Source organism: Bradyrhizobium sp. ORS 285 (genome assembly GCF_900176205.1).
GTDB lineage: Bacteria > Pseudomonadota > Alphaproteobacteria > Rhizobiales > Xanthobacteraceae > Bradyrhizobium.
Window position 1 is genome coordinate 2,951,865 of record NZ_LT859959.1, and the last position, 18,843, is coordinate 2,970,707.

Consider the following 18,843-nt stretch of genomic DNA (forward strand, 5'->3'; position numbering starts at 1 on the left):
CCGGTATTTATGCTGTGTGGATGGTCCAGACCCATTCGTCGTCCATCGATTCCAGCCTGCCGCCGAACGACACCAGGCTCGGCTCGATTTCGGCGAGCCGGAACGGCCGCCCCAGCGCCGCCTGCATGCTCTTTTGCGTCAGGCGGAAATTTCGGTCGGCCTGGATGCGGACGTAGCCGCCGCGGTCCTCGACAACAATCTCGACGTCCGGATTGTCCTGCTCGCTCGCCGCGATCACGGCGTCGATGATGTCCTCGTCGACGCCCCTGATGACGGGCCCGACCAGTTTCGGTGCTGCTGTCGTGGTCATGAGCTTGGTCCTATGCGTCCTGTTCGGTCTTGTGGCGCAGGCGGCGCAGCCGGCCGTCTTGGGGCACGCCGACGAGAATGGTTTCACCGTCCTTCTTCACCTCGTAGCGGAAGAGGCGGCAGTCGCGCGGGTTGAGGCCGCGGCCGTCGTCCATGCTGAACTCCCACTCATGGGCCGAGCAGGTGATGGTGCCGGCTTCGAAATCGACCTTGCCGTCGGCCAGCAGGATTTCCTGGTGCGGGCACATGCCCTGGAAGCAGCGCAGTTCGCCCCCCGGCAGGTGCACCACGATCACCTCCTCGCCCTCGACCTCGACGCCGAGGAAGTCGCCTTCCCAGAGGTCGTCCAAGGTGGCGACCTGACGCCACGTCACGCTGGAATCATCAGACATAGGCCACCTCGATCCAATCCATCGGCTGGATGCCGGATTGCGCGATCGTCATCGACGAGGGCAGCTCGCGGCCATTGTAGTAGACGCATTTCGGCGAGTTCTTCTCGGCGACCCGCAGTCCGACCGCGTGCTGTGCGACCTTGTCGGCCACGATGCTCATGTCGTCGCCGTCGTCGACGGGGATGAGCAGAACGACGAAGTCGCCGCGGAAATTGGCTTGGAGCGGGAACAGGGCCACGCTTGCCTCCCATCTTGGTTGTTTGTTGTGATTGGTTGCTTGTCTGCGATCGTGTCGGTCAGCCGCGCCGCTCGTGAGCGGCGCCTCTTGCCGTGTCGGCCGCGGGTGCGCCAGCGTCACTCCGCCGCGAGGCGGGATGCGCCGTTCCAGGCGTAGGCCTGGGCGTCGTTGCCGGCGACGTCGGGCGTGATGCCCATGTATTGCAGCGCGCCTTCCAAGGTCGGCGGCTGGATGTGGCCAGCGAGGAAGCGGTCAACAATCGAGAGGTGGGTATCGTAGCGCTCGGGCTGGCTTTTCCACACCCACTCGCAGACCTCGCAGCAGAAGTTCAGCTTGCGGCCGTTATGCGTGGTGATGCGCGGCGCCTTGCCGATGCTCGGGCTGCAGATCGGGATGTGGCAGCAGTTGCAGACGATCGGCAAGGTCGCCGGATAGGTCTTCTCGATCTGGCCGGTACGTACGTTGTCGCCGATCACGTCCCACAGCTTGCCGAAGCGGTCGTTCCAGCCGGGATATTTCTGCTCCAGCCAGTCCCGCTCGGCGGGCGACACGCCGGCGTCCGGATTCCACCACACCGTCGGCCGCCAGAACCAGACGCCCATGTGATAGGCGTGATGGACCCAGTCGAGCTCCGGCAGGAAGTGCTCCTCCCAGTACCACGGCACGTTCATGCCGAGGTCCTTGAACTGGTCCATGAACTGCCGGCAGATCCAGTCCTGCATGAACTCCTTGAACGACATCGTCCGGCTTTCCAGCGGCGTGTAGTAGTCCATGGAGATGCCGGTCAGCAGCGCGAACAGCTTCCACGATCGCCAGAACATCTGGTCGACCATCTTCTGCGCCTCGGCCTTCCTGCCGTTATTGATCATGATCTTCAGCGTCGGCTCGCCCTGCTGCGAATGCCGCGCCTCGTCGGTCTGGATCGAGGAGATGAGCGCGCCGAACTCGATGTCGCCGACATGCAGCGCGTCCGAGGCCATGCCGAGGAATTGCAGGTTGGTGAAGCCGGTCTCGAAGGTGAAGGTCAACTGGATCGCCGTCGATACCGCGTCGTTGGCGGTGAACATGTCGTCGAACAGGCTGCGCGCCGCGATCACGCCCCATTCGTTGGTGTGCATCGCCTTGTGGGCCCAGTCAAACTGCGGGTCCTTTCCGAGCAGGCAATAAGGGAAGTAGATCTGCGCCTGGCCGTGGCGGCATTCGTCCAGTGTCCCGAACGCGGCCATGTTGCGCCACGCTGCTGCGCGGCCGAACCGGGCCATGCGCGCCTCGCCGATCGAGGCGAAATATTCCGGAACCGGTATCGCACCGTAATGCGCCTTGATCGCCGACTTCCAGCCGGCGTCGAGATTGTCGTACAGATTTGAGCGCGCGATCGTCGAGCGGATCGAGTAGATGCCGTCGTCCTTGCCGGCCTGATTGTGGACATATTCGCGATAGGTCAGCTTGTACGGCTCGTCCCAGCCCCACCATTGCTCGCCATGGATACCGAAGCTCTTGGAGAGCTCCTCGGGAAAGACCTCGTCCTCGCTGACATAGGAGAAGGCCCAGTTCATGTCGCGAACTGTATCGTAATAGTCCCGCCGCTGCAGCTTCGGCATCGTTGCTCCTCCCGAGCGTGATGGTCGCGTTCGTTCTTGTTCGTTGCCGCCGCTGCGCCGCCCTTGAACGGGCGAACCTTGTGCGGCTGCTGTCGGTCGTCCGATCTGTCGTCTTCGGACTAATCGATCGTCGCTCGATGTTAGTTGCTCCAGTGTAGGGAGCGTTCTTTGGTTTTTCTTTAGGTCGTCCCGAGCAGCGATCGGTGCCGCGCAAGCTGCGATTCAAGCGCAGGCGACCGCAGCGGTGCTGCGGCTTCACACGAGGTGATGCGATGCGGGATGATGGGGCGCTGGCGCCGAATCGACGCGTCGACCTGCGCGAGCTAGCAGCTCGTGGCGTGTCATGAGTCGGTTGTGTGGAGGAGAGGAGGCCGGCGCGGCCTTCGGACGATCAGCTGCTGCGGCCGACGACGCGCAGCGTCAGTCCATCGAGCGCGTCGATGATCGTGATCTGACACGCCAGGCGGCTCTCCGGCCGCACGTCCGTGGCCTCGAATTCGAGAACGTCCGCCTCGATCTCACCCGCCGGGCCGACACGGTCGAGCCATGCCTCGTCGACGTGGCAATGGCAGGTGGCGCAGATGCAGGAGCCGCCGCATTCGCCGATGATGCCATCGACGCTATTGCGCTTCGCCGCCTGCATGACGCTTTCGTCGTGCTCGGCATCCACGGTCCGCACGGTGCCATCGGGCTCGATGAAGGTGATCCTGGGCATGAGCGTTCGCGTCCCTAGTTGAACTGCCTGCCGCCGTCGACGATCAAGGTCTGGCCGGTGATGAAGGCGGCGGCGGGCGAGGCGAAGAACAGCGCGCCGCCGACCATGTCGTCGACATCGGCCGCGCGTTTCAGCGCGCCGCGCGAGACGCCGTATTCGGCCGCATTCTCCATCAGGCCGAGGCTGGCTGCGGTAAGCGTGAAGCCGGGCGCGATAACGTTGACGGTGATCTTGTCGTCGCCGAGCTCGCGCGCCAGGGCGCGGGTCATCGCGATCACGGCGCCTTTCGACGACACGTAGTGTAGCCACATCGGCGAGCCGCTCATGACTGTGGCTGACGAGACGTTGACGATCGCGCCGCCGCCAGCGCTTCGCATCAATGGGGCCGCCGCCTTGCTCATCATCCACACGCCCTTGACGTTGACGCGCATGACGCGGTCCCACTCGGCCTCGGGGATCGCCTCGAAGCCGCGGCGCTCCAGCTCGGCATAGATTGCGGCATTGTTGACGAGAACGTCGACCCCGCCCATGTGTGCGGCGGCGAATTGCGCGAGCCGTTCGGTGGACGACTCGCTCGCGACGTCGACCTCGGCGGCATGCGCCTTGCCGCCGCCGTCGCGGATCAGCCGCGCGGTCTCCTCGACCCCACCAAGACGGATGTCGGCGGCCACGACCTCCGCGCCCGCGGCCGCGAACGCCAGGGCGAAGCCGCGGCCGAGCCCGCCGGCGGCGCCAGTGACGATGACGCGCTTGCCATGCAGCTGGATCGTGCTCATGCGGACACCTCGATATGCAGCAGGTCGGTCATGCAGGCGGAGGCCGTGCCCTCAGCGATCAGCGCCTGGGCCATGGTGGTGCCGGCATTGGTCAGCATCGACGGCAGCACGAAGCTCTCGAGCATCGCGAGCGTCTCTTTCGGCTGTGTGTCGAACCAGCCGCCAATCGTGGCGACGCCGTGCCCGGTGAAGCGCCATAGCTTGTCGGCATCCTTCATCAGCGCATCCTCTTGCGAGATCGCGGCCTTGCGGGTGTCGTGGCCGTCGATGATCGCCAGGATGATCTCGACTTGAAGGCCGGGGATCGCGAGCCGCTTGAACGCCTCCGCCGCAATCTTCACGCCTTCGATCTCGTGGGCGCGCTGCAATTCGGGATATTTCGGATTGGGACCCACGGCAGCGGGGAGCTGCTCAGGCGGGAATTTCTTCCAGCCGACGTCGTGCATGAGGATCGCGGGCAGCACGACCGAGGCGTCCGCTTCGGGATGGATCCGCAGCAGTGCCTGGCCTAGCCGATAGGAAATCAGGGTGTGCTCGTCGTTCGAGCGCACGTCCAGCCAGGGCCGCGCTTCATGCCAGATCGGCAGATCCTGGTCGCGCAGAAAATGCGTCATCGCAGCTCCGCGTCGTAGGTGAGATAGATCGTCTTGTATTCGAGATAGTCCTCGACGCCGTAGCGGCCCTTCTCGCGTCCGATGCCGCTCTGCTTGACGCCGCCGAACGGCGCGCGCTGGCTGGAGCGCTGGATGTCGTTGACCCAGATCGAGCCGGCTTCGAGGCGTTCGGCCAATGTGAGTCCGGTCGCGAGATCGCGCGAGAACACGAAGGCGGCGAGGCCATAAACCGTTGCATTTGCCAGCCGCAGCGCCTCCTTGCGATCGTCGAAGGGAGCGACACCGAGCACCGGCCCGAAGGTTTCCTCGGTCATCACGAGAGAGGCAGGATCAGCATCGGCGATGATTGTGGGCGGCAGGAACCAGCCCTTGTCGTAGGGCCCGCCCGTCAGCCTTGCGCCGCCGGCCAGCAGCCTCGCGCCGCGAGAGCGCGCATCGGCAATCTGCCGCTCGCTGTTGCGATAGATCTTCTCGTTGACGAGGGGCCCGAGCGCGCAGGTCGAGATCAGGCCGTTGCCGACGGCGAGCTGCAAGACCTTGTCGGTGAGCGCGTCGAGGAATCTCGCATAAACGGTCCGCTCGACATAGACGCGATTGACGCGGTAGCAGAACTGGCCGGAATTGGCGAAGGCGTGACGCGCGATTGCAGCCGCCGCCGCGCCGACATCGGCGTCGGCGCAAACGATGGCCGGACACTGCCCGCCGAGCTCGAGCGTGACGCGCTTCATCGTGCCTGCGGCCGCCGCGGCAATCGCCTTGCCGGCCCGTGTGCCGCCGGTGAAGGCGATCTTGCGCGGCGTCGGATGTTCGATCATCTGCATGCCTACGTCAGGACCGCGGCCGGTCACGACGTTGAAGCAGCCGTCGGGATAACCCGCCGTCGTGAACAGCTCGGCAAGCCGCAGGGTCGACAGCGGCGTGTCCTCGGCGGGCTTGGCGACGACCGTGCAGCCGGCCATCAGCGCTGCGCCCAGCTTGAAGCAGAGCAGGGTGACCGGATAGTTGAACGGCGTGATCGCGATGACCACGCCGACCGGCTCACGGGTGATGATGATCTTCTCGCCGGCCACCCCCGTCAGCGGCATCTCGGCGTGCAGGCGCAGGCCTTCCTCGGCATAGACCTCGAGCAGTTCGGCCGAGCGCTGGATTTCGGTGATGGCGCCCGCCAGCGGACGGCCGAGCTCGCGGGTCATGAGACGGCCGAGCTGCTCGGCGTTCTCGCGCATCAGTCGCGCGGCGGCCTTCTGCAGGCGTGCGCGGTCCGCGACCGGGGTTGCCTTCCAGGCCTGGAAGGCCGTCTCCGCCGAGCGGATCGCGGCATCGACGTCGGCGGGACCGGCATCGGGAACGCTGTCGATGGTCTCGCCAATGGCGGGATCGAGCACGTCGAAGGTCGCGCCGCTCCGGGCTGCAACCCAGCGGCCATCGATGAACATGTCCATGTCCGCGGGCCCTCTGGTCAGATGAGGTCGAGCATAAGCGCAACCTGGGTCTTGGCCAGCGCCTCCTCGGCCATCTGTCGTCCGACCTCGGTCTCAAGCAGGGCGAACTGCGCCGTCAGGCGCGCGGCATATTGGTGTGGCGTCATCTTGAACCAGTCGCAGGCGACGGCGACGCCCGTGGTGGTGAAGCGCCACAGCTTGTCGGCGTCGCGCACGATCCGGTCGTTGAGCGAGCGCGGATAGGGGCGCGTGTCGTGGCCGTCGATGATCTCGGCGACTGCGACGATGACGGCTTCCGGCCAGTCGGCCTGCTCCAGCACCTCGCGCGACATGCGCACACCTTCGCTTTCGTGCAGGAAGCGCACGTCGGACTGCATCATGTTGGGGCCAAAACCCTTCTCGATGATGTCGGTCATGTCGATCGAGTACCAGCCGATGTCGTGCAGGATGATCGCAAGCGAAACAATGTCCTCGTCCGCGTCCGGATAATGCGCCAGCAGCTTGCGCGCATAGGCGTAGGACAGCGGGATGTGCACGTCGTTCTTGCGGGCGCGCATGTACGGCTCGCTGATGCGCCACACCTGGTCATAACGGCTGCCGATCTCGGGCCTGTCGAGCATTGCAATGTCCCATCTTGCGGAGAAGGCCGGCGTCGCCGGCCTTCTGTGGTTCGGGTGTCAGGAGAGAACGGTGACTTCGCCGGTCGAACCGTTGACGCGCAGCATCTGGCCGTTCTTGATGGAGGAGCTGGCGCGTCCCGTGCCGGTGACGGCGGGCAGTCCGTATTCGCGGCACACGATCGCCGCGTGGGACATCATGCCGCCGATGTCGGTGACGATCGCGTTGATCTTGCCGAAGATCGGCGCCCAACTTGGCGCGGTCACCGGCGCCACCAGGATCTCGCCCTGCTCGATCTGGCCGAGCTCGTCGGCCGAGCGCACCACGCGGGCGCGTCCCTCGACGATGCCGGGCGACGCGGCCATGCCGGACAGCTTGGTCGTGTTCGCGGCGCCATCGAGCCAGCGGCCGATGCTTTCCGTGGTGATGCCCCAGAGCATGATCGTGAACGGCTCGGTGATGACATCGGGCGGATTGTTGAGCGCGGGCTGCGGCGGCGTCGTCGCGAGCGCGGCGAGGATCTTCTTGCGCCGCTCGATCTCCGGCGGCCAGTAGGTCGGGCCGATTGCGGGCGCGCCGACCGCCCAGCCATTGCCATAGTCGAACAGCGCGTCGCGAACCTCCTGGCGGTTCAGATAGAACAGGTCGTCGGCGTCCTTCCAGAAGCCGGCATCGCGGAAGATCGCGCCGAGCTCGCGCATCTTGCGCCAGAACACGCTCATCGACCAATGCTCGATGTAGAAATTGTGGTTCTCGACGTAGGGGAATACGGTGCGGGCGAGTCCGAGCTTGCCCTCGAAGGCAGCGCGCGCGTCGGCATCGAGCATCTCGGCATATTCGGAGGTGATACGGTCGCGCTCGCGCGCGATGGCTTCGGTGGGGCGGTCGATCTCCTCGCCGCGCTGAACGCGGACGACATAATCCCTGATATAGCCGAGCGGAATGTCGAGATGCTCGATCCAGTATTTGTCGGTCGAGTAGAAGCCGTTGCCGGAGGTGAAGTTGAACCACGGGTCCTGCGCCTCCGTCCAGGCCTTCAGCCATTCGGCGCCGTTCGGCGCACGACCAACAGCGCTGAGTGCTTCGTCGACCGATCCGCTCTTCAGCGCTTCGGTTACGCCGAGCTTCACCGCAAGCTTCGCGAGTTTCTTCAGCTCGTCATCGGGACGGAACAGGTCGACCTCGACGCCCTGGACCATCTTGGCGATGGCCTGGTCCGGAATGGTCGGGAATTGCCCCTTCATGAAGCTGAAGAAGTCGAGATACGCGGCGTAGCCGAGATTGAGGAACTCGAAATGATACTGCCAGGTCTTGTACAGCAGCTGGATCGCGCGGTCGTAGGTCTCGGTGAGCGCGTAGGTGTTGTCGAGGCCGACGCCGCCGGTGATCCAGTCGAGCGGCACGGCATCGGGCAGCGGCTCGAAGCTGAGCGCCTCGAGGTCGGCGATGTTGGCGCGGACCTTCTTGTCCCAATTGGCCAGCAGGCGATCCCAGTTCTGGAAGTAGTAGCCGGCGCGCTCCATGAAGTGCGGGACGCGGTCGCCGATCAGCTCGGGCGCGACCGCGACCGGGCTCATGTAGCAATAGCCGTTGTGGATACGGTATTCGACACCGTTGGCCGGCGGGATCAGATAGTGCCGGGTGTTGTATTGGCCGAGGCACTTCACGGCGAACTCGACGGTGACGGCATCGAACGGCTTGAACGGGCTCGGCCAGTGCTGCGAATCGCAGAACCAGAACTTGCCGTCCTCCTTGTCGCGCAGGCTGTTCTGGAACTGCAGATAATAGGGATAGAGCTTCTCCCAGCCCTCGGCGCCTGCAGGCGTCTTCAGGTCATAGGGGCTCGGAAATTTCGCGTGCGCCGTCATGATCGTTTCCCCTCGTTGTCTCTGTTATTCGTTGTCGTGATGCTCAGCGCTTGGCCTGGACCGGAGCGAGCAGCGTTCCGAGTACGCCGGCAATGCCGGTCTCGTAGACGGCCGTCGTCTGCCTCTTCTTCTGGCTCCACACCGTTTCGGGCCGGCTCTGCAGCGCGACCAGATTCTCGTCCTCGGGGAGATCGGCGTCGATTGCCCATTCGACATCCTGCGGGCAGCCCATGCTGCGCTCGAGCGATTTGGCGAGCCGGGCGACGGCGAGGACCTGGGCATTGGTCAGAGAGGGCAGGGTGCGCCGCTCCGGCGCGATGACGCGCTCGACGGTGCGCCGCGCCGCGCGATCGGCGACGAGCTCGAAATCCTTCTCCGAGATGCGCTGCTTGATTACCTGCAGCAGCACCTTCTCAACGACGAAATTGTCCGGGGTGATCTCGCCGGACACCACGGGCTCGCCGAGTCCGAACGCGGCATCGATCACGATCTTGGTGCGATCCCCGTTGATCGGATCGAGCGTCATCGCGACGCCCGCGGCTGACGCATTGACCATCTTTTGGACGCCGACCGACATCAGCACGTCGATCTGGCCGAGCCCGTTCTCGGCGCGATAGGAGATGGCGCGGGCATTGAACAGGCTGGCCCAGCACGCCTTGACCTTCTCGACCACGGCGTCCTCGCCGACAATCCAGAGATAGGTGTCCTGCTGGCCGGCGAAGCTGGCATCGGGCAGATCCTCGGCTGTCGCGGAGGAGCGCACCGCCACCGGCAGTTGGCCGTCGGGCGACATCCGGCGATAGGCCTCGCGGATCGACTGCTCGACCACGCCGGGCATCGGCTGGGCGATGATCACGTCGCGGATCTCGTGGGACAGCTTCTCCTCGTCATCGACGTCGTCGAGCACGATCTGCGACAGGCGCTCGCGGATCGTCGCCTGGAGCCCGTTGCTGCGCAGATGCAGGGCATAGGCGTCGGTCGCGACCGCAAAGCCCTGGGGCACGCGGACGCCTTGCGCGATCATGCGCGCGAGGCTGGCGCATTTGCCGCCGATGCGCGGGAAGTCGGCCTCGCGCGCGGCGTCGAACGGCACGATGAAGGATGCGGCTGCGTTGGCGCCCATGCGTCTGTTCCCCACCTTGTGGTCCGGATCTGCTCCGGACTTGTTATTGCTTGTGACACGCGTCCGAGCGGTGGACGCGCCGTGTCAGGCGACGTCCCATTCGATCCGAAGTGCCGTCGGCACGCGAAACGAGATGTTGTGAACGAAGTCGATGGTCTGGTCCGCGGCCAGTCGCAGGCTCGGGAGCCGACGCGTCAGCTCGCCCAGCGCGATTGCGAACTCGATGCGGGCGAGCTGCTGGCCGACGCAGGTGTGGATGCCGTAGCCGAACGCCAGATGGCTTCGCGCATCGCTGCGCCGGACGTCGAAGCGGGACGGCGCCGAGAACACGCTTTCGTCGCGATTGGCGGAGCCGATCAGCAGCAGGATGTTGGAGTCCTTCGGCACGGGCACGCCGCCGATCTCCGCGTCCTTCAGCGCGCGCCTTCGCCACGCCACGATCGATGGGCTGAAGCGCAGCGATTCCTCGACGGCGGTCGAAATCAGCTGCGGCTCGGCGATGATGGCCTCCCAGTTCTCGCGGCGCTGCAGCAGCTCGCGCATGCCGTTGGCCATCAGGGTCGTCGTCGTCTCGTGGCCGGCGAACAGCGCGCTGTAGAGCACGCCGGCGATCTCTTCGTCGCTGATCTCGGCGCCGTCCTTCTGCAGCCGCACCAGGTCGCCCGGCAGATCGTCGGTCGGATCGTCGTGGCGCTGGCGCACCAGATCGCGGCAGTAGTTCCAGTATTCCACCATGTTGCGGGCGTGCACGACCTGCTCGTCGTCGCTGAGGTCGCCCCAGGTCAGGAGCGCGCGGCTGACCGCCCAGGATTTCACGCGCGGCACGTCCATGTTGGGAATGCCGACCAGCTTGAACAGCACCAGCGCCGGCACGTCATAGGCGAACTCGCGGAAGAAGTCGGCATGGCCGCGCCCGGCGAAGGCGTCGATCGCCTGGTTGACGATGGCCTTGATCTCCGGCTCGATTGCCCGGAAGCGGCGCGGCCCGAAGCAGCCCTGGACCAGCTTGCGGATGCGGGTGTGATCGGGCGGCACGCGAGCCGACAGGCCGGAATAGGCGGTGAAGCCGCCCTCACGCATGATGCGCTTGCCTTCCTCACACATCGGACGCAGCGGCGCCTGAGCGTTCTCCGACGAGAAGGTGCGCCAGTCGTCGAACACCGCCTTGATGTCGGCATGGCGCGCGACGACGTAGTATTTCAGTTCGTCAGAGAAGAAGACCGGCGCCTCGGCGCGTGCCCATTCGTAGAACGGGAACGGATCGCGCATCTCGAACGGATCGAAGTCCTTTGCGGCGTCGTGATAGGGGCATCGCGCCAGCTGAGCAGCCGAACCCGGCATGTGGTCCTCCCATTCGCCGCCCTCGACGGCGACCGTTTGTTATGGGCTCACTCTAAACGGCGGCCTTTGGGTTTTCTTTAGTCGACAACTCTATGAAAGATTGAGAGAAACTGTCAATTCTGCGTGGCAGTCGCCGTGCTGCGGGGAGACCGGCGAGGGCCGCGTCATCGATCCGTGGCCAGCGTTCTGGGCTCAAGCCGTCAGCTTGCGATGCAGCTCCTGGAGCGAGGCGCTCTTCGGCCGGTTGTCGAAGTGCTTGAGCGAGTCGAGGTAGAGCTTGAACTGGCGGTCGATCGCCTCGCGTCGCCCTTGCGCCTTGAACACCTGCATCGCCTCGGCATGCGCCATCTCGCACAACGGATCGATCGCGAGCGCCTTCTGGCAATGCGCAAGCGCGGCCGAGTAGTCGCTGCGTTCGAGATAGATCCGCGCCGCGTCGCGCTGCACCTTGAAGAACATGTCGCGCAGCCAATAGCGCTTGCTCCAGCACCAGTCGCGCTCGCCGTCGTCGGCATATTCGAGCGGAATGTCCTCGAACAGATCGCCGGTGTAGAGGCGATCCGCCGCCTGCAGGCAGATCAGCGCTTCGTCGCTGGCGCCGGCCTTGATATGTCCCTGGGACTGCCGGCACAGCTGCTCGAAGGTCGAAATGTCGAGCCAGCTGCGCTCCGGCGGCACCAGCACGTAGCGCGAGCCCTCGCGCCGGACGTAGTTGCGGCTACTGTCGCGTCCGTCCGACTGGCCCAGCGCCAGCCGGAGATAGCGCACGGTGTGATACAGGCGGTTGCGCGCTGCCTCGATGTCGTCGGCATTGGGCCAGAGCAGATCGGCGAGCTCGTCGGTGCTGGCGCCGTGGCCGCCTTTCTGCAGCAGATAGGCGAACAGCGTCTTGGTCTTGCGGGTGGCGCCGCCCGGCGGGTCCCAGTTCACCTGGCTGCCATCGTTGCGATAGATGCGCAGCCGGCCGAAGCAACGGATCTTCCAGCGGTCGCGGCTGTCGAGATGAACCGCTCCCGGCTCCTCCGCCGATCGGCGCAACAGCCACATCGGGTCGGCGCCTTCGGCCGCATGCAGAGCGACCGCAGACGTCCCGATGCGGAGCTCCGGCGCGATCGCGCCAAGCCAGAAATCGACCTGCTCGCGCAGCGCGCCGCGCGTCTGCAGTCGCGACGGAAGCCAATGTGGGTTGCTGACCAGTCCGGCGCTGGTGAGAATCTGCGGATGGCCGCGGAGGGCGACGAGCAACTGCTCGTCGATCAACAGTCGACGGTTGTAAAGCGAGGCGATCGACAGCACGGACTGCCGCGAGAGCACCTCTGCAAGCGCCGGCCAGCCCTCGAAATTGGCGGTGGCGGAGTTGGTCTCGAGTCCCCAACTCATGTCAACGACGAGCATGGCAGGGCCGTGATCACGGGTTGGCGAGATCCACGTCTCGATCTGGGCTGCGACGTCACGGAACGAGATCGGGACCCGCAGCAGCGCCATGTCGACGAAGCTCTTGCCCTCGACGCATCGGATCTTGCTGACGCGCCTCGCAAGCCTCTCGGCGATCGTGATCGCTTTTGCGTCCGCCGCAATGACGAAGATCCGCGACGGGCGTGCAACGGCGAGGTAGTGCTTGAAGAAGTCCGCAAAAAGCAGTCTTTGCTGCGTCGCGAAATGGGCGAGGTTGACACAACTGTTCTCAGCCATCGGTACCCACCCGCAACAACCCCTATCGGAGGCGGCAGACTGGAGCCAGTCTAAGAGTGGCCGTCGGAAACATGCAAGGCCCTGTTTCGCAAGCAGCCGTCACGAGCTTGACGTGGTTCTCTCGGCGGATTTCAAGCGCATTGTGACTTGGAAGAGCTTTTTGCTCGTCGTGTCAATGCACACCGCAAGTTCGACAGCGAACAAGTCAAACAGATGTGAGGACCATTAGGACCGCAAATCGCGTCGCGTTCGCTTCTTTGGCGGAGCGGAGCGATGGAGACCTCGTACCTCCTGCTGTTGAAAAAGCTCCGCGCAGAGTCCACGCAGCCATTGGCTTGCCAGGTCGTGATGGAAGCGGGCGTGCCAATATTGCTTCACCGTGAAGCCGGCGATCGCCAGCGGGCAGTCGAGCACGCGCAGACTGTAATAGTGAGCCAACGTTTCCCCGATGTGCCTTGGGAGAGTGGCGATCAGATCGGTCGTCCCGACGATTGCCGGTAACCCTAAAAAGCCGGGTAGCTCGAGCGCAACCTCGGGCGCCATCTTCTGCTCCTCCAGTGCGCCCGCGAGCAACTGATGTCCCGTGCCTGACCGGATGAAGACATGCGCCTCGCGCCGGAAATCCTTGACCGTCATGCGATCGCGGATTCGAGCGTGTTTGGCGTTCACCAAACAGACCCAGTCCTGCGGAAAGAGCGCCTGCTGAAAGTGCCCGGCGTCGAGATCCGAGATGTAGCCGAGTGCAAGATCGGCCTCGCCGGATTGCAGCATCCGCGGAGTGTCGGCGCCGATCTGTGTCGCCTCGATACGAACACCAGGGGCAACGCGGCGGACGTGAGCGAGAATGGACGGGAGCAGCGTGACGTGGCTTGCATCCGTCATGCAGATGGCGAACCGGCGCTTTGCGGTCGTCGGATCAAAATCGGTGCGAAGCTCCGCGAGGCGGCGCAGCATCTCCAAGGCCTGCCTCGCCGTGCCGATGAGGGCCTCGGCGCGGGGGGTCGGCAGCATCCCCTCCGCTGAGCGGACGAAGAGCGGATCGTCCAATTCCTTTCGCAGCCGTGCCAGCCAGATCGAGATCGTCGGCTGACTTTGACCGAGCTTCTCGGCTGCTTTGGTGACGCTGCCTGTGGTGAACAATGCGTCGAACAGCCTGAGCAGGCGCGGGGCGAGCAGGTTGGTCTCGGCATGGTGCGGGTGCGTCATTGCGTTTCACAATAATGGATATAAAGTTCATAGTATATCACAATGTAGGCCGGCCTGATACCAACGCCACCAACGCCGAGACAGGCGAGGGAGACGCGTTCGGATGAGGATCTGCTTTATCGGAGCAGGAGCTCTAGGCTCGACCATCGGCGGCACGCTGGCGCGCGGCGGGGCCGAGGTCTGGCTGATCGATCCGTTCCAGGCCCATGTCGGCGCGATCAATGCGGCGGGCCTGAGGATGCTCGAAGGTGACGCCGAGAGCGTTGTGAAGGTCACTGCCTGCACCTCGGCGGCCGAGGTCGGCGCGGAGGCGGACCTCATCATCGTCCTGGTCAAATCCTACCATACGCGCGACGCCATCCGGGCGGCAGCGCCGATCATCGGGCCGCGGACGGTCGTGATGTCGCTTCAAAACGGACTGGGCCATGAGGACATCCTGTCGGATGAGGTCGGTCGTGACCGGGTGATGGCCGGCAAGACCTACGTCGGCGGCGTGCTGTTGGGCCCGGGTCATGTTCGCTCCGGGGTGGTCGGCAAGGAAACCATCATCGGTGAACTCGATGGACGCGTGACGGAACGCGCACTGCGAATTTCCGAGACTTTCAATGATGCCGGCCTTCTCACGCTGCTCAGCGACAACATCTTGGGCACGATGTGGGACAAGCTCTTCATCAACGTCGCAGGCGGCGGCGTGACTGCCATAACCGGCCTGACCTATGGCGGCCTCTATTCGCTGCCGATCCTGGAAGAGTGCGCACTGGCCGCCATTTCGGAGGGCATCGCGGTCGCGCAGGCCGCGGGTGTGAAGATCTCGATTACCGACCCGCGGCGAGCCTGGACGATGGCGTCTGCTGGGCTGCCGCCCGAGTTCAAGACGTCGATGTTGCAGAGTCTGCAGTCCGGCAACCCCACCGAGGTCGATTACATCCACGGCTCCGTCGTGCGTTGGGGCGCCAAGCTCAACGTACCGACCCCTGTGAACTCCACTCTGGTCGCGTTGGTCAAAGGCATCGAATACGCCCGCGGCGATTATCCCGGAAAGGCCTGAGATGATGTCGCTGCCGCGCGCTTATGTCGAGCACGTCGCGATCCGCGTGCCGGATGTCGATCGTCACGTCGGCTTCTTTCGCGATGTACTTGGTCTTGCCATTCGCGACGAGCAACTCGCGATGGCCGGGCGCCCGCGCCAGGTATGGGTGCTCGGCAGCGTGCAACTGATCGAAGATCCGGATTTTGCCGGACCAGAGGGCCGTCTCGCCCATCTCGGAATCATGGTCGACGATTACTACGGCGTGCTCACCCGTGCCGCAGCCTGGGGCGCCAAGGCGTTGCCGGCCGGGCCGAACTGGCTCGAGCTGCCGGGCGGGCTCAACGTCGAAATCCTGCAAGCCAGCGCAGGCGCGGTAGAAGCCGCCCTGGCGATCAACCCCCGCGCTTAGATCAAGAGGGAGATGCGACATGACCGCTGAGCGCTACTGGGACGATGCCAATGTCGGCGACGAATGCGTCACTCCCTCAGTGACGGTCACCGAAGCAATGGTGAACGCTTATGCCGAGCTGACAGGTGATTTCACGCCTGTTCACGTCGACGAGGACTACGCCAAGACCACGCCATTCGGCACGCGCGTCGCGCACGGGCTGTTTGGTCTGTCGCTGGCCGACGGTTTGAAGACTCGCGCCGACTATCGTTTTCTCCCGGGAATGTCGCTGGGCTGGACGTGGGATTTCAAGCTGCCCATCAAGCTCGGCGACACCGTGCATGTGAAGTTCCGCGTCGGCTCGATGCGCGCGACGAAGCGGGAAGGGTGGGGCATCGTGGTGCTGCCCTCGGAACTGATCAATCAGCGCGGCGAGGTGGTGCAACTGGGCGAACACCGGCTGATGATTCCGATGCGCCCCACGACCAGCGTCGCGGGAGAGCAGGCATGACCGCGCAACATCTGCCACTCAAGGGCATCCGCGTCATCGACTACAGCCATTTCCTGGCAGGCCCGTTCATGGGCCGTTGTCTCGCCGCAATGGGCGCTGAGGTCATCAAGGTCGAGCGTCCCAGGGATGGCGATGCGGGCCGCGCCCATGGCTATTTCAAGGACGGACAATCCGGCTACTTCCTGCAGCAGAACATGGGCAAGCAGGGATTGTGCATCGATCTGCGCGACAAGCGCGGTCTCGACCTGATGATGAAGCTGGTCGATACGGCCGATGTCTTCATCGAGAACTACCGACCCGGTGCCCTCGAGCGTCTCGGGCTCGGTTACAAGGCGCTGTCGGCGCGCAATCCGAGACTGATCTACTGCTCGGTCTCCGCCTACGGCCACACCGGTCCCTATGCTGATCGTCCTGGGTTTGGCTTGATCGCAGAGGCGATGTCGGGCGCCTTGGCGCAACTGGGCACGCCCGGCGAAGCGCCGCCGCTGCTGCGGATGCCACTCGCCGATATGTACACCGGTATTCATGGTGTCGCAGCGATCAATGCCGCACTGGTCGGCCGCGCGTCGTCCGGCCGCGGCCAGCATATCGATCTGGCGTTGTACGACTGCATGGTCTCGATGCACGACTATGCGGTTCAGCGCTACTTCCTGTCCGGTGGCACTGACCTGCCGAAGCAGACCGGCAGTGGACAGCCGGACTCGACCGTCTACGGGGTCTTCCCGGCCAAGGACGGCAACCTGGTCATCGCTGCGCAAGTCGATGATGCCTGGCGGCGCTTGGCGACGCTGATCGGCGGGGACGCGCTGGCAGCCGATGAGCGCTTCGCCAGGCCCGCGGCGCGCAACGCCCATTATGCCGAAGCGATGGAGATCGTGCGCAACTGGACGATGTCGCAGTCGTCACGAGACTCCTGTCTCGCCGCACTCGATCAGGCAGGTGTGCCGTCGGCTCCGGTGCAGACCATCGAGGAGGTCGTCATGGATCCGCAGATTCACGCGCGTGGCATGTTGGTGGTGCAGGAGCATCCGGTGCTCGGCAAGGTGACGCTGCCGAACCTGCCTTTCCGCTTCTCCGACTGTGACACCACGATCCGCACGCCGGCGCCCCTGCTCGGGCAGGACAATCGCCGCATCGCTGCATCGCTCGGATTTTCGGCCGAGAATGTCGATGCCATGGTGCGCGACGGCGTTCTCTACAACGAAGCCGCAGTGACGGAGTGAGCGATGACTGACCGCTACGCCGTCATCGGCAATCCGATCGGGTTCACCAAATCCCCCTTCATCCACTGCACGTTCGCCGAGGCAACTGGACAGGACCTCTCCTACGAGGCCATCGAGGGTCCGATCGGCGGCTTTGCCGGAAGGGTCGATCAATTTCGTGCCGAGGGTGCCAGGGGGCTGAACATCACCGCCCCGTTCAAGCTTGATGCCTTCGCTTATGCGACGGAGCTTTCGGACAGCGCAAGACAGGCCGGCGCCGCGAACTGCCTGAAGTTCGAGGGCGACCGGATCATTGCCGAGAATTTCGACGGTGTCGGCCTTGTGCGCGACATCACCGTGAACCTTGGTGTGAAGATGAAGGGCCGCCGCGTCCTGATGCTCGGCGCTGGAGGAGCCGCCCGCGGTGCGCTGCTGCCGTTCCTGCGTCAGCAACCGGCTGAGCTGGTTCTCGTCAATCGAACGCTGTCGAAAGCGGTCGTCCTGGCTGAGGAGTTTGCGGGCCGTGGTCCGCTCATCGTCAGCGGCTACGGCGAACTGGTCGACCTCGCCGAAGGCTATGACGTCGTCATCAATGCGACCTCGGCCAGCCTGCGAGGCGAAATGCCGCCACTTCCGAGCCATGTCTTGCGCGGTGCGGAACTGGCCTACGAGCTTGCCTACGGTAAGGGGTTGACTCCCTTTCTACAGGCTGCACGCGCCGCAGGCGTCGCCAAACTGGCGGACGGGGTCGGCATGCTGGTCGAGCAGGCGGCGGAAGCCTTTGTCTGGTGGCGCGGTGTCAGGCCGAGCACGGCTGAGGTGATCGCCAAGTTGACCGTTCCCTTGACCTGACGGGCACGACAGATGTTGGGGGTCCATCCGAAACCAAGCTTTCTCGTCGGTCTGATCGGCAGCGGCATCGCGGCGTCGCGCACTCCGCCGATGCACGAAGCCGCCGCCGATGATGCCGGTCTCCGTTATCTCTACAAGAAGATCGATCTGGCCGAGTTGAAGCTCGGGGTCGAAGCCTTGCCTGAATTGGTCACGGCAGCAAGGCGAATGGGATTTGACGGGCTGAACGTGACCCATCCCTGCAAGCAAGCGATCCTTCCGCTGCTCGACGAACTCTCGCCGGATGCAGAAGCGCTTGGCGCGGTGAACACCGTGGTCATCAGGAATGGCCGTATGACCGGCCATAACACCGACTGGTTCGGGTTCGCCGAGAACTTTCGCCGCAACATGCAGGGTGCTCCGCTTGGCCGCGTCGTCCAGTTCGGTGCGGGTGGCGCGGGCGCGGCGGTTACGTTCGCGCTCATGAAGCTCGGCGTGCAGGATCTGACGATCATAGACGTCGACTTGGGTAGGGCGCGGAGCGTCGTTGATGGGTTGTCTGCTCGTTTCGAAAAGGGGCGCCTGAAGGTCGGCCAGGATGTCGCCGCCGCCGTGGCTGCTGCAGACGGAATTGTGAACGCGACGCCGGTCGGCATGGACAAATATCCAGGGACGCCGTTGCCGACAGCCTTGCTGCGTCCGGGTCTTTGGGTCGCCGAAATCATCTACTTTCCGCTGGAGACCGCATTGCTGCGCGCAGCGCGTGCCCTCGGCTGCCGCACGGTGGACGGCGGCGGCATGGCGGTCTTCCAGGGCACCGAAGCATTTCGCCTGTTCACGGGCATCTCACCGGATCCAGACGTCTTCTTCACGACCTTCGCATCCCTGGGAGGGTGACACCCGGCCGATGGGCGAGCGGTACGAACAACGCCCGAGAGGAAACGCA

The 18,843-nt window shown here is 64.5% G+C and carries 20 protein-coding genes; 6 read left to right on the forward strand and 14 right to left on the reverse strand.

Annotated elements, in window-relative coordinates; translation table 11 throughout:
• Positions 1–7 precede the first annotated feature (7 nt).
• The 14 genes from BRAD285_RS13255 to BRAD285_RS13320 form a co-directional block, all read right to left on the reverse strand.
• A complete protein-coding gene (locus BRAD285_RS13255) occupies positions 8–310 on the reverse strand; it encodes an MmoB/DmpM family protein (RefSeq protein ID WP_035648135.1) in 303 nt (100 codons plus the stop codon).
• 10 nt (positions 311–320) lie between these two features.
• On the reverse strand, positions 321–701 hold the full coding sequence (locus BRAD285_RS13260; RefSeq protein WP_006614267.1) for a Rieske 2Fe-2S domain-containing protein: 381 nt from the start codon (positions 699–701) through the stop codon (positions 321–323).
• Positions 694–939: a toluene-4-monooxygenase system B family protein gene (locus tag BRAD285_RS13265; protein WP_050886943.1), complete on the reverse strand. Its 246-nt coding sequence runs from the start codon at positions 937–939 to the stop codon at positions 694–696. The genes BRAD285_RS13260 and BRAD285_RS13265 overlap by 8 nt, the downstream gene beginning before the upstream one ends.
• A gap of 116 nt (positions 940–1,055) precedes the next feature.
• Positions 1,056–2,540 (reverse strand): aromatic/alkene/methane monooxygenase hydroxylase/oxygenase subunit alpha, encoded by a 1,485-nt coding sequence (locus tag BRAD285_RS13270; RefSeq protein ID WP_006614265.1) that lies wholly within the window; start codon positions 2,538–2,540, stop codon positions 1,056–1,058.
• 391 nt (positions 2,541–2,931) lie between these two features.
• On the reverse strand, positions 2,932–3,255 hold the full coding sequence (locus BRAD285_RS13275; RefSeq protein WP_006614264.1) for a 2Fe-2S iron-sulfur cluster-binding protein: 324 nt from the start codon (positions 3,253–3,255) through the stop codon (positions 2,932–2,934).
• Between the two features lie 14 nt (positions 3,256–3,269).
• Positions 3,270–4,031: an SDR family NAD(P)-dependent oxidoreductase gene (locus BRAD285_RS13280; protein WP_006614263.1), complete on the reverse strand. Its 762-nt coding sequence runs from the start codon at positions 4,029–4,031 to the stop codon at positions 3,270–3,272.
• A complete protein-coding gene (locus BRAD285_RS13285; protein WP_006614262.1) occupies positions 4,028–4,645 on the reverse strand; it encodes an HD domain-containing protein in 618 nt (205 codons plus the stop codon). Before BRAD285_RS13285 ends, BRAD285_RS13280 begins: the two co-directional genes overlap by 4 nt.
• Positions 4,642–6,081 carry an aldehyde dehydrogenase gene (locus tag BRAD285_RS13290; RefSeq protein ID WP_006614261.1) on the reverse strand — a complete coding sequence of 480 codons (1,440 nt, stop codon included), beginning with the start codon at positions 6,079–6,081 and terminating at the stop codon, positions 4,642–4,644. Before BRAD285_RS13290 ends, BRAD285_RS13285 begins: the two co-directional genes overlap by 4 nt.
• A 23-nt stretch (positions 6,082–6,104) precedes the next feature.
• On the reverse strand, positions 6,105–6,707 hold the full coding sequence (locus BRAD285_RS13295; RefSeq protein WP_006614260.1) for an HD domain-containing protein: 603 nt from the start codon (positions 6,705–6,707) through the stop codon (positions 6,105–6,107).
• Between the two features lie 57 nt (positions 6,708–6,764).
• Positions 6,765–8,573 (reverse strand): PEP-utilizing enzyme, encoded by a 1,809-nt coding sequence (locus tag BRAD285_RS13300; protein WP_006614259.1) that lies wholly within the window; start codon positions 8,571–8,573, stop codon positions 6,765–6,767.
• 43 nt (positions 8,574–8,616) lie between these two features.
• Positions 8,617–9,696 carry a PEP/pyruvate-binding domain-containing protein gene (locus BRAD285_RS13305; RefSeq protein WP_035648129.1) on the reverse strand — a complete coding sequence of 360 codons (1,080 nt, stop codon included), beginning with the start codon at positions 9,694–9,696 and terminating at the stop codon, positions 8,617–8,619.
• 84 nt (positions 9,697–9,780) lie between these two features.
• The gene (locus BRAD285_RS13310; protein WP_006614257.1) at positions 9,781–11,037 is read right to left on the reverse strand and encodes a cytochrome P450; all 1,257 of its coding nucleotides are present in this window, start codon (positions 11,035–11,037) and stop codon (positions 9,781–9,783) included.
• A 192-nt stretch (positions 11,038–11,229) separates the two neighbouring features.
• On the reverse strand, positions 11,230–12,729 hold the full coding sequence (locus tag BRAD285_RS13315) for a BTAD domain-containing putative transcriptional regulator (protein ID WP_006614256.1): 1,500 nt from the start codon (positions 12,727–12,729) through the stop codon (positions 11,230–11,232).
• Between the two features lie 225 nt (positions 12,730–12,954).
• Complete coding sequence (locus tag BRAD285_RS13320; protein WP_006614255.1) at positions 12,955–13,935, reverse strand: LysR family transcriptional regulator; 981 nt, start codon at positions 13,933–13,935, stop codon at positions 12,955–12,957.
• Between the two features lie 103 nt (positions 13,936–14,038).
• On the opposite strand from BRAD285_RS13320, the gene BRAD285_RS13325 reads away from it, so the two are divergent.
• Genes BRAD285_RS13325 through BRAD285_RS13350 form a run of 6 tightly spaced genes read left to right on the forward strand, consistent with a single transcriptional unit; the run spans position 14,039 to position 18,794 of the window.
• Entirely contained in the window at positions 14,039–14,983 is a 945-nt protein-coding gene (locus tag BRAD285_RS13325) for a ketopantoate reductase family protein (protein WP_006614254.1), read from the forward strand.
• Between the two features lie 4 nt (positions 14,984–14,987).
• Entirely contained in the window at positions 14,988–15,374 is a 387-nt protein-coding gene (locus BRAD285_RS13330) for a VOC family protein (protein ID WP_035648159.1), read from the forward strand.
• 19 nt (positions 15,375–15,393) lie between these two features.
• Positions 15,394–15,864 (forward strand): MaoC/PaaZ C-terminal domain-containing protein, encoded by a 471-nt coding sequence (locus BRAD285_RS13335; RefSeq protein WP_006614252.1) that lies wholly within the window; start codon positions 15,394–15,396, stop codon positions 15,862–15,864.
• Entirely contained in the window at positions 15,861–17,087 is a 1,227-nt protein-coding gene (locus BRAD285_RS13340; protein ID WP_006614251.1) for a CaiB/BaiF CoA-transferase family protein, read from the forward strand. The genes BRAD285_RS13335 and BRAD285_RS13340 overlap by 4 nt, the downstream gene beginning before the upstream one ends.
• Positions 17,088–17,090: 3 nt before the next feature.
• The gene (gene aroE / locus BRAD285_RS13345) at positions 17,091–17,918 is read left to right on the forward strand and encodes a shikimate dehydrogenase (protein ID WP_006614250.1); all 828 of its coding nucleotides are present in this window, start codon (positions 17,091–17,093) and stop codon (positions 17,916–17,918) included.
• A 12-nt stretch (positions 17,919–17,930) separates the two neighbouring features.
• A complete protein-coding gene (locus BRAD285_RS13350; protein ID WP_006614249.1) occupies positions 17,931–18,794 on the forward strand; it encodes a shikimate dehydrogenase in 864 nt (287 codons plus the stop codon).
• Positions 18,795–18,843: the final 49 nt, after the last annotated feature.

Bases quoted from the DNA above. Each gene is read 5' to 3' on its own strand.
- BRAD285_RS13310 (WP_006614257.1), bottom strand. From the start codon at position 11,037: ATGCCGGGTTCGGCTGCTCAGCTGGCGCGATGCCCCTATCACGACGCC.
- BRAD285_RS13300 (WP_006614259.1), bottom strand. From the start codon at position 8,573: ATGACGGCGCACGCGAAATTTCCGAGCCCCTATGACCTGAAGACGCCT.
- BRAD285_RS13325 (WP_006614254.1), top strand. From the start codon at position 14,039: ATGAGGATCTGCTTTATCGGAGCAGGAGCTCTAGGCTCGACCATCGGC.
- BRAD285_RS13275 (WP_006614264.1), bottom strand. From the start codon at position 3,255: ATGCCCAGGATCACCTTCATCGAGCCCGATGGCACCGTGCGGACCGTG.
- BRAD285_RS13335 (WP_006614252.1), top strand. From the start codon at position 15,394: ATGACCGCTGAGCGCTACTGGGACGATGCCAATGTCGGCGACGAATGC.
- BRAD285_RS13305 (WP_035648129.1), bottom strand. From the start codon at position 9,696: ATGGGCGCCAACGCAGCCGCATCCTTCATCGTGCCGTTCGACGCCGCG.
- BRAD285_RS13260 (WP_006614267.1), bottom strand. From the start codon at position 701: ATGTCTGATGATTCCAGCGTGACGTGGCGTCAGGTCGCCACCTTGGAC.
- BRAD285_RS13290 (WP_006614261.1), bottom strand. From the start codon at position 6,081: ATGTTCATCGATGGCCGCTGGGTTGCAGCCCGGAGCGGCGCGACCTTC.
- BRAD285_RS13255 (WP_035648135.1), bottom strand. From the start codon at position 310: ATGACCACGACAGCAGCACCGAAACTGGTCGGGCCCGTCATCAGGGGC.
- BRAD285_RS13280 (WP_006614263.1), bottom strand. From the start codon at position 4,031: ATGAGCACGATCCAGCTGCATGGCAAGCGCGTCATCGTCACTGGCGCC.
- BRAD285_RS13315 (WP_006614256.1), bottom strand. From the start codon at position 12,729: ATGGCTGAGAACAGTTGTGTCAACCTCGCCCATTTCGCGACGCAGCAA.
- BRAD285_RS13270 (WP_006614265.1), bottom strand. From the start codon at position 2,540: ATGCCGAAGCTGCAGCGGCGGGACTATTACGATACAGTTCGCGACATG.
- BRAD285_RS13350 (WP_006614249.1), top strand. From the start codon at position 17,931: ATGTTGGGGGTCCATCCGAAACCAAGCTTTCTCGTCGGTCTGATCGGC.
- BRAD285_RS13320 (WP_006614255.1), bottom strand. From the start codon at position 13,935: ATGACGCACCCGCACCATGCCGAGACCAACCTGCTCGCCCCGCGCCTG.
- BRAD285_RS13330 (WP_035648159.1), top strand. From the start codon at position 14,988: ATGTCGCTGCCGCGCGCTTATGTCGAGCACGTCGCGATCCGCGTGCCG.
- BRAD285_RS13340 (WP_006614251.1), top strand. From the start codon at position 15,861: ATGACCGCGCAACATCTGCCACTCAAGGGCATCCGCGTCATCGACTAC.
- BRAD285_RS13285 (WP_006614262.1), bottom strand. From the start codon at position 4,645: ATGACGCATTTTCTGCGCGACCAGGATCTGCCGATCTGGCATGAAGCG.
- BRAD285_RS13295 (WP_006614260.1), bottom strand. From the start codon at position 6,707: ATGCTCGACAGGCCCGAGATCGGCAGCCGTTATGACCAGGTGTGGCGC.
- aroE (WP_006614250.1), top strand. From the start codon at position 17,091: ATGACTGACCGCTACGCCGTCATCGGCAATCCGATCGGGTTCACCAAA.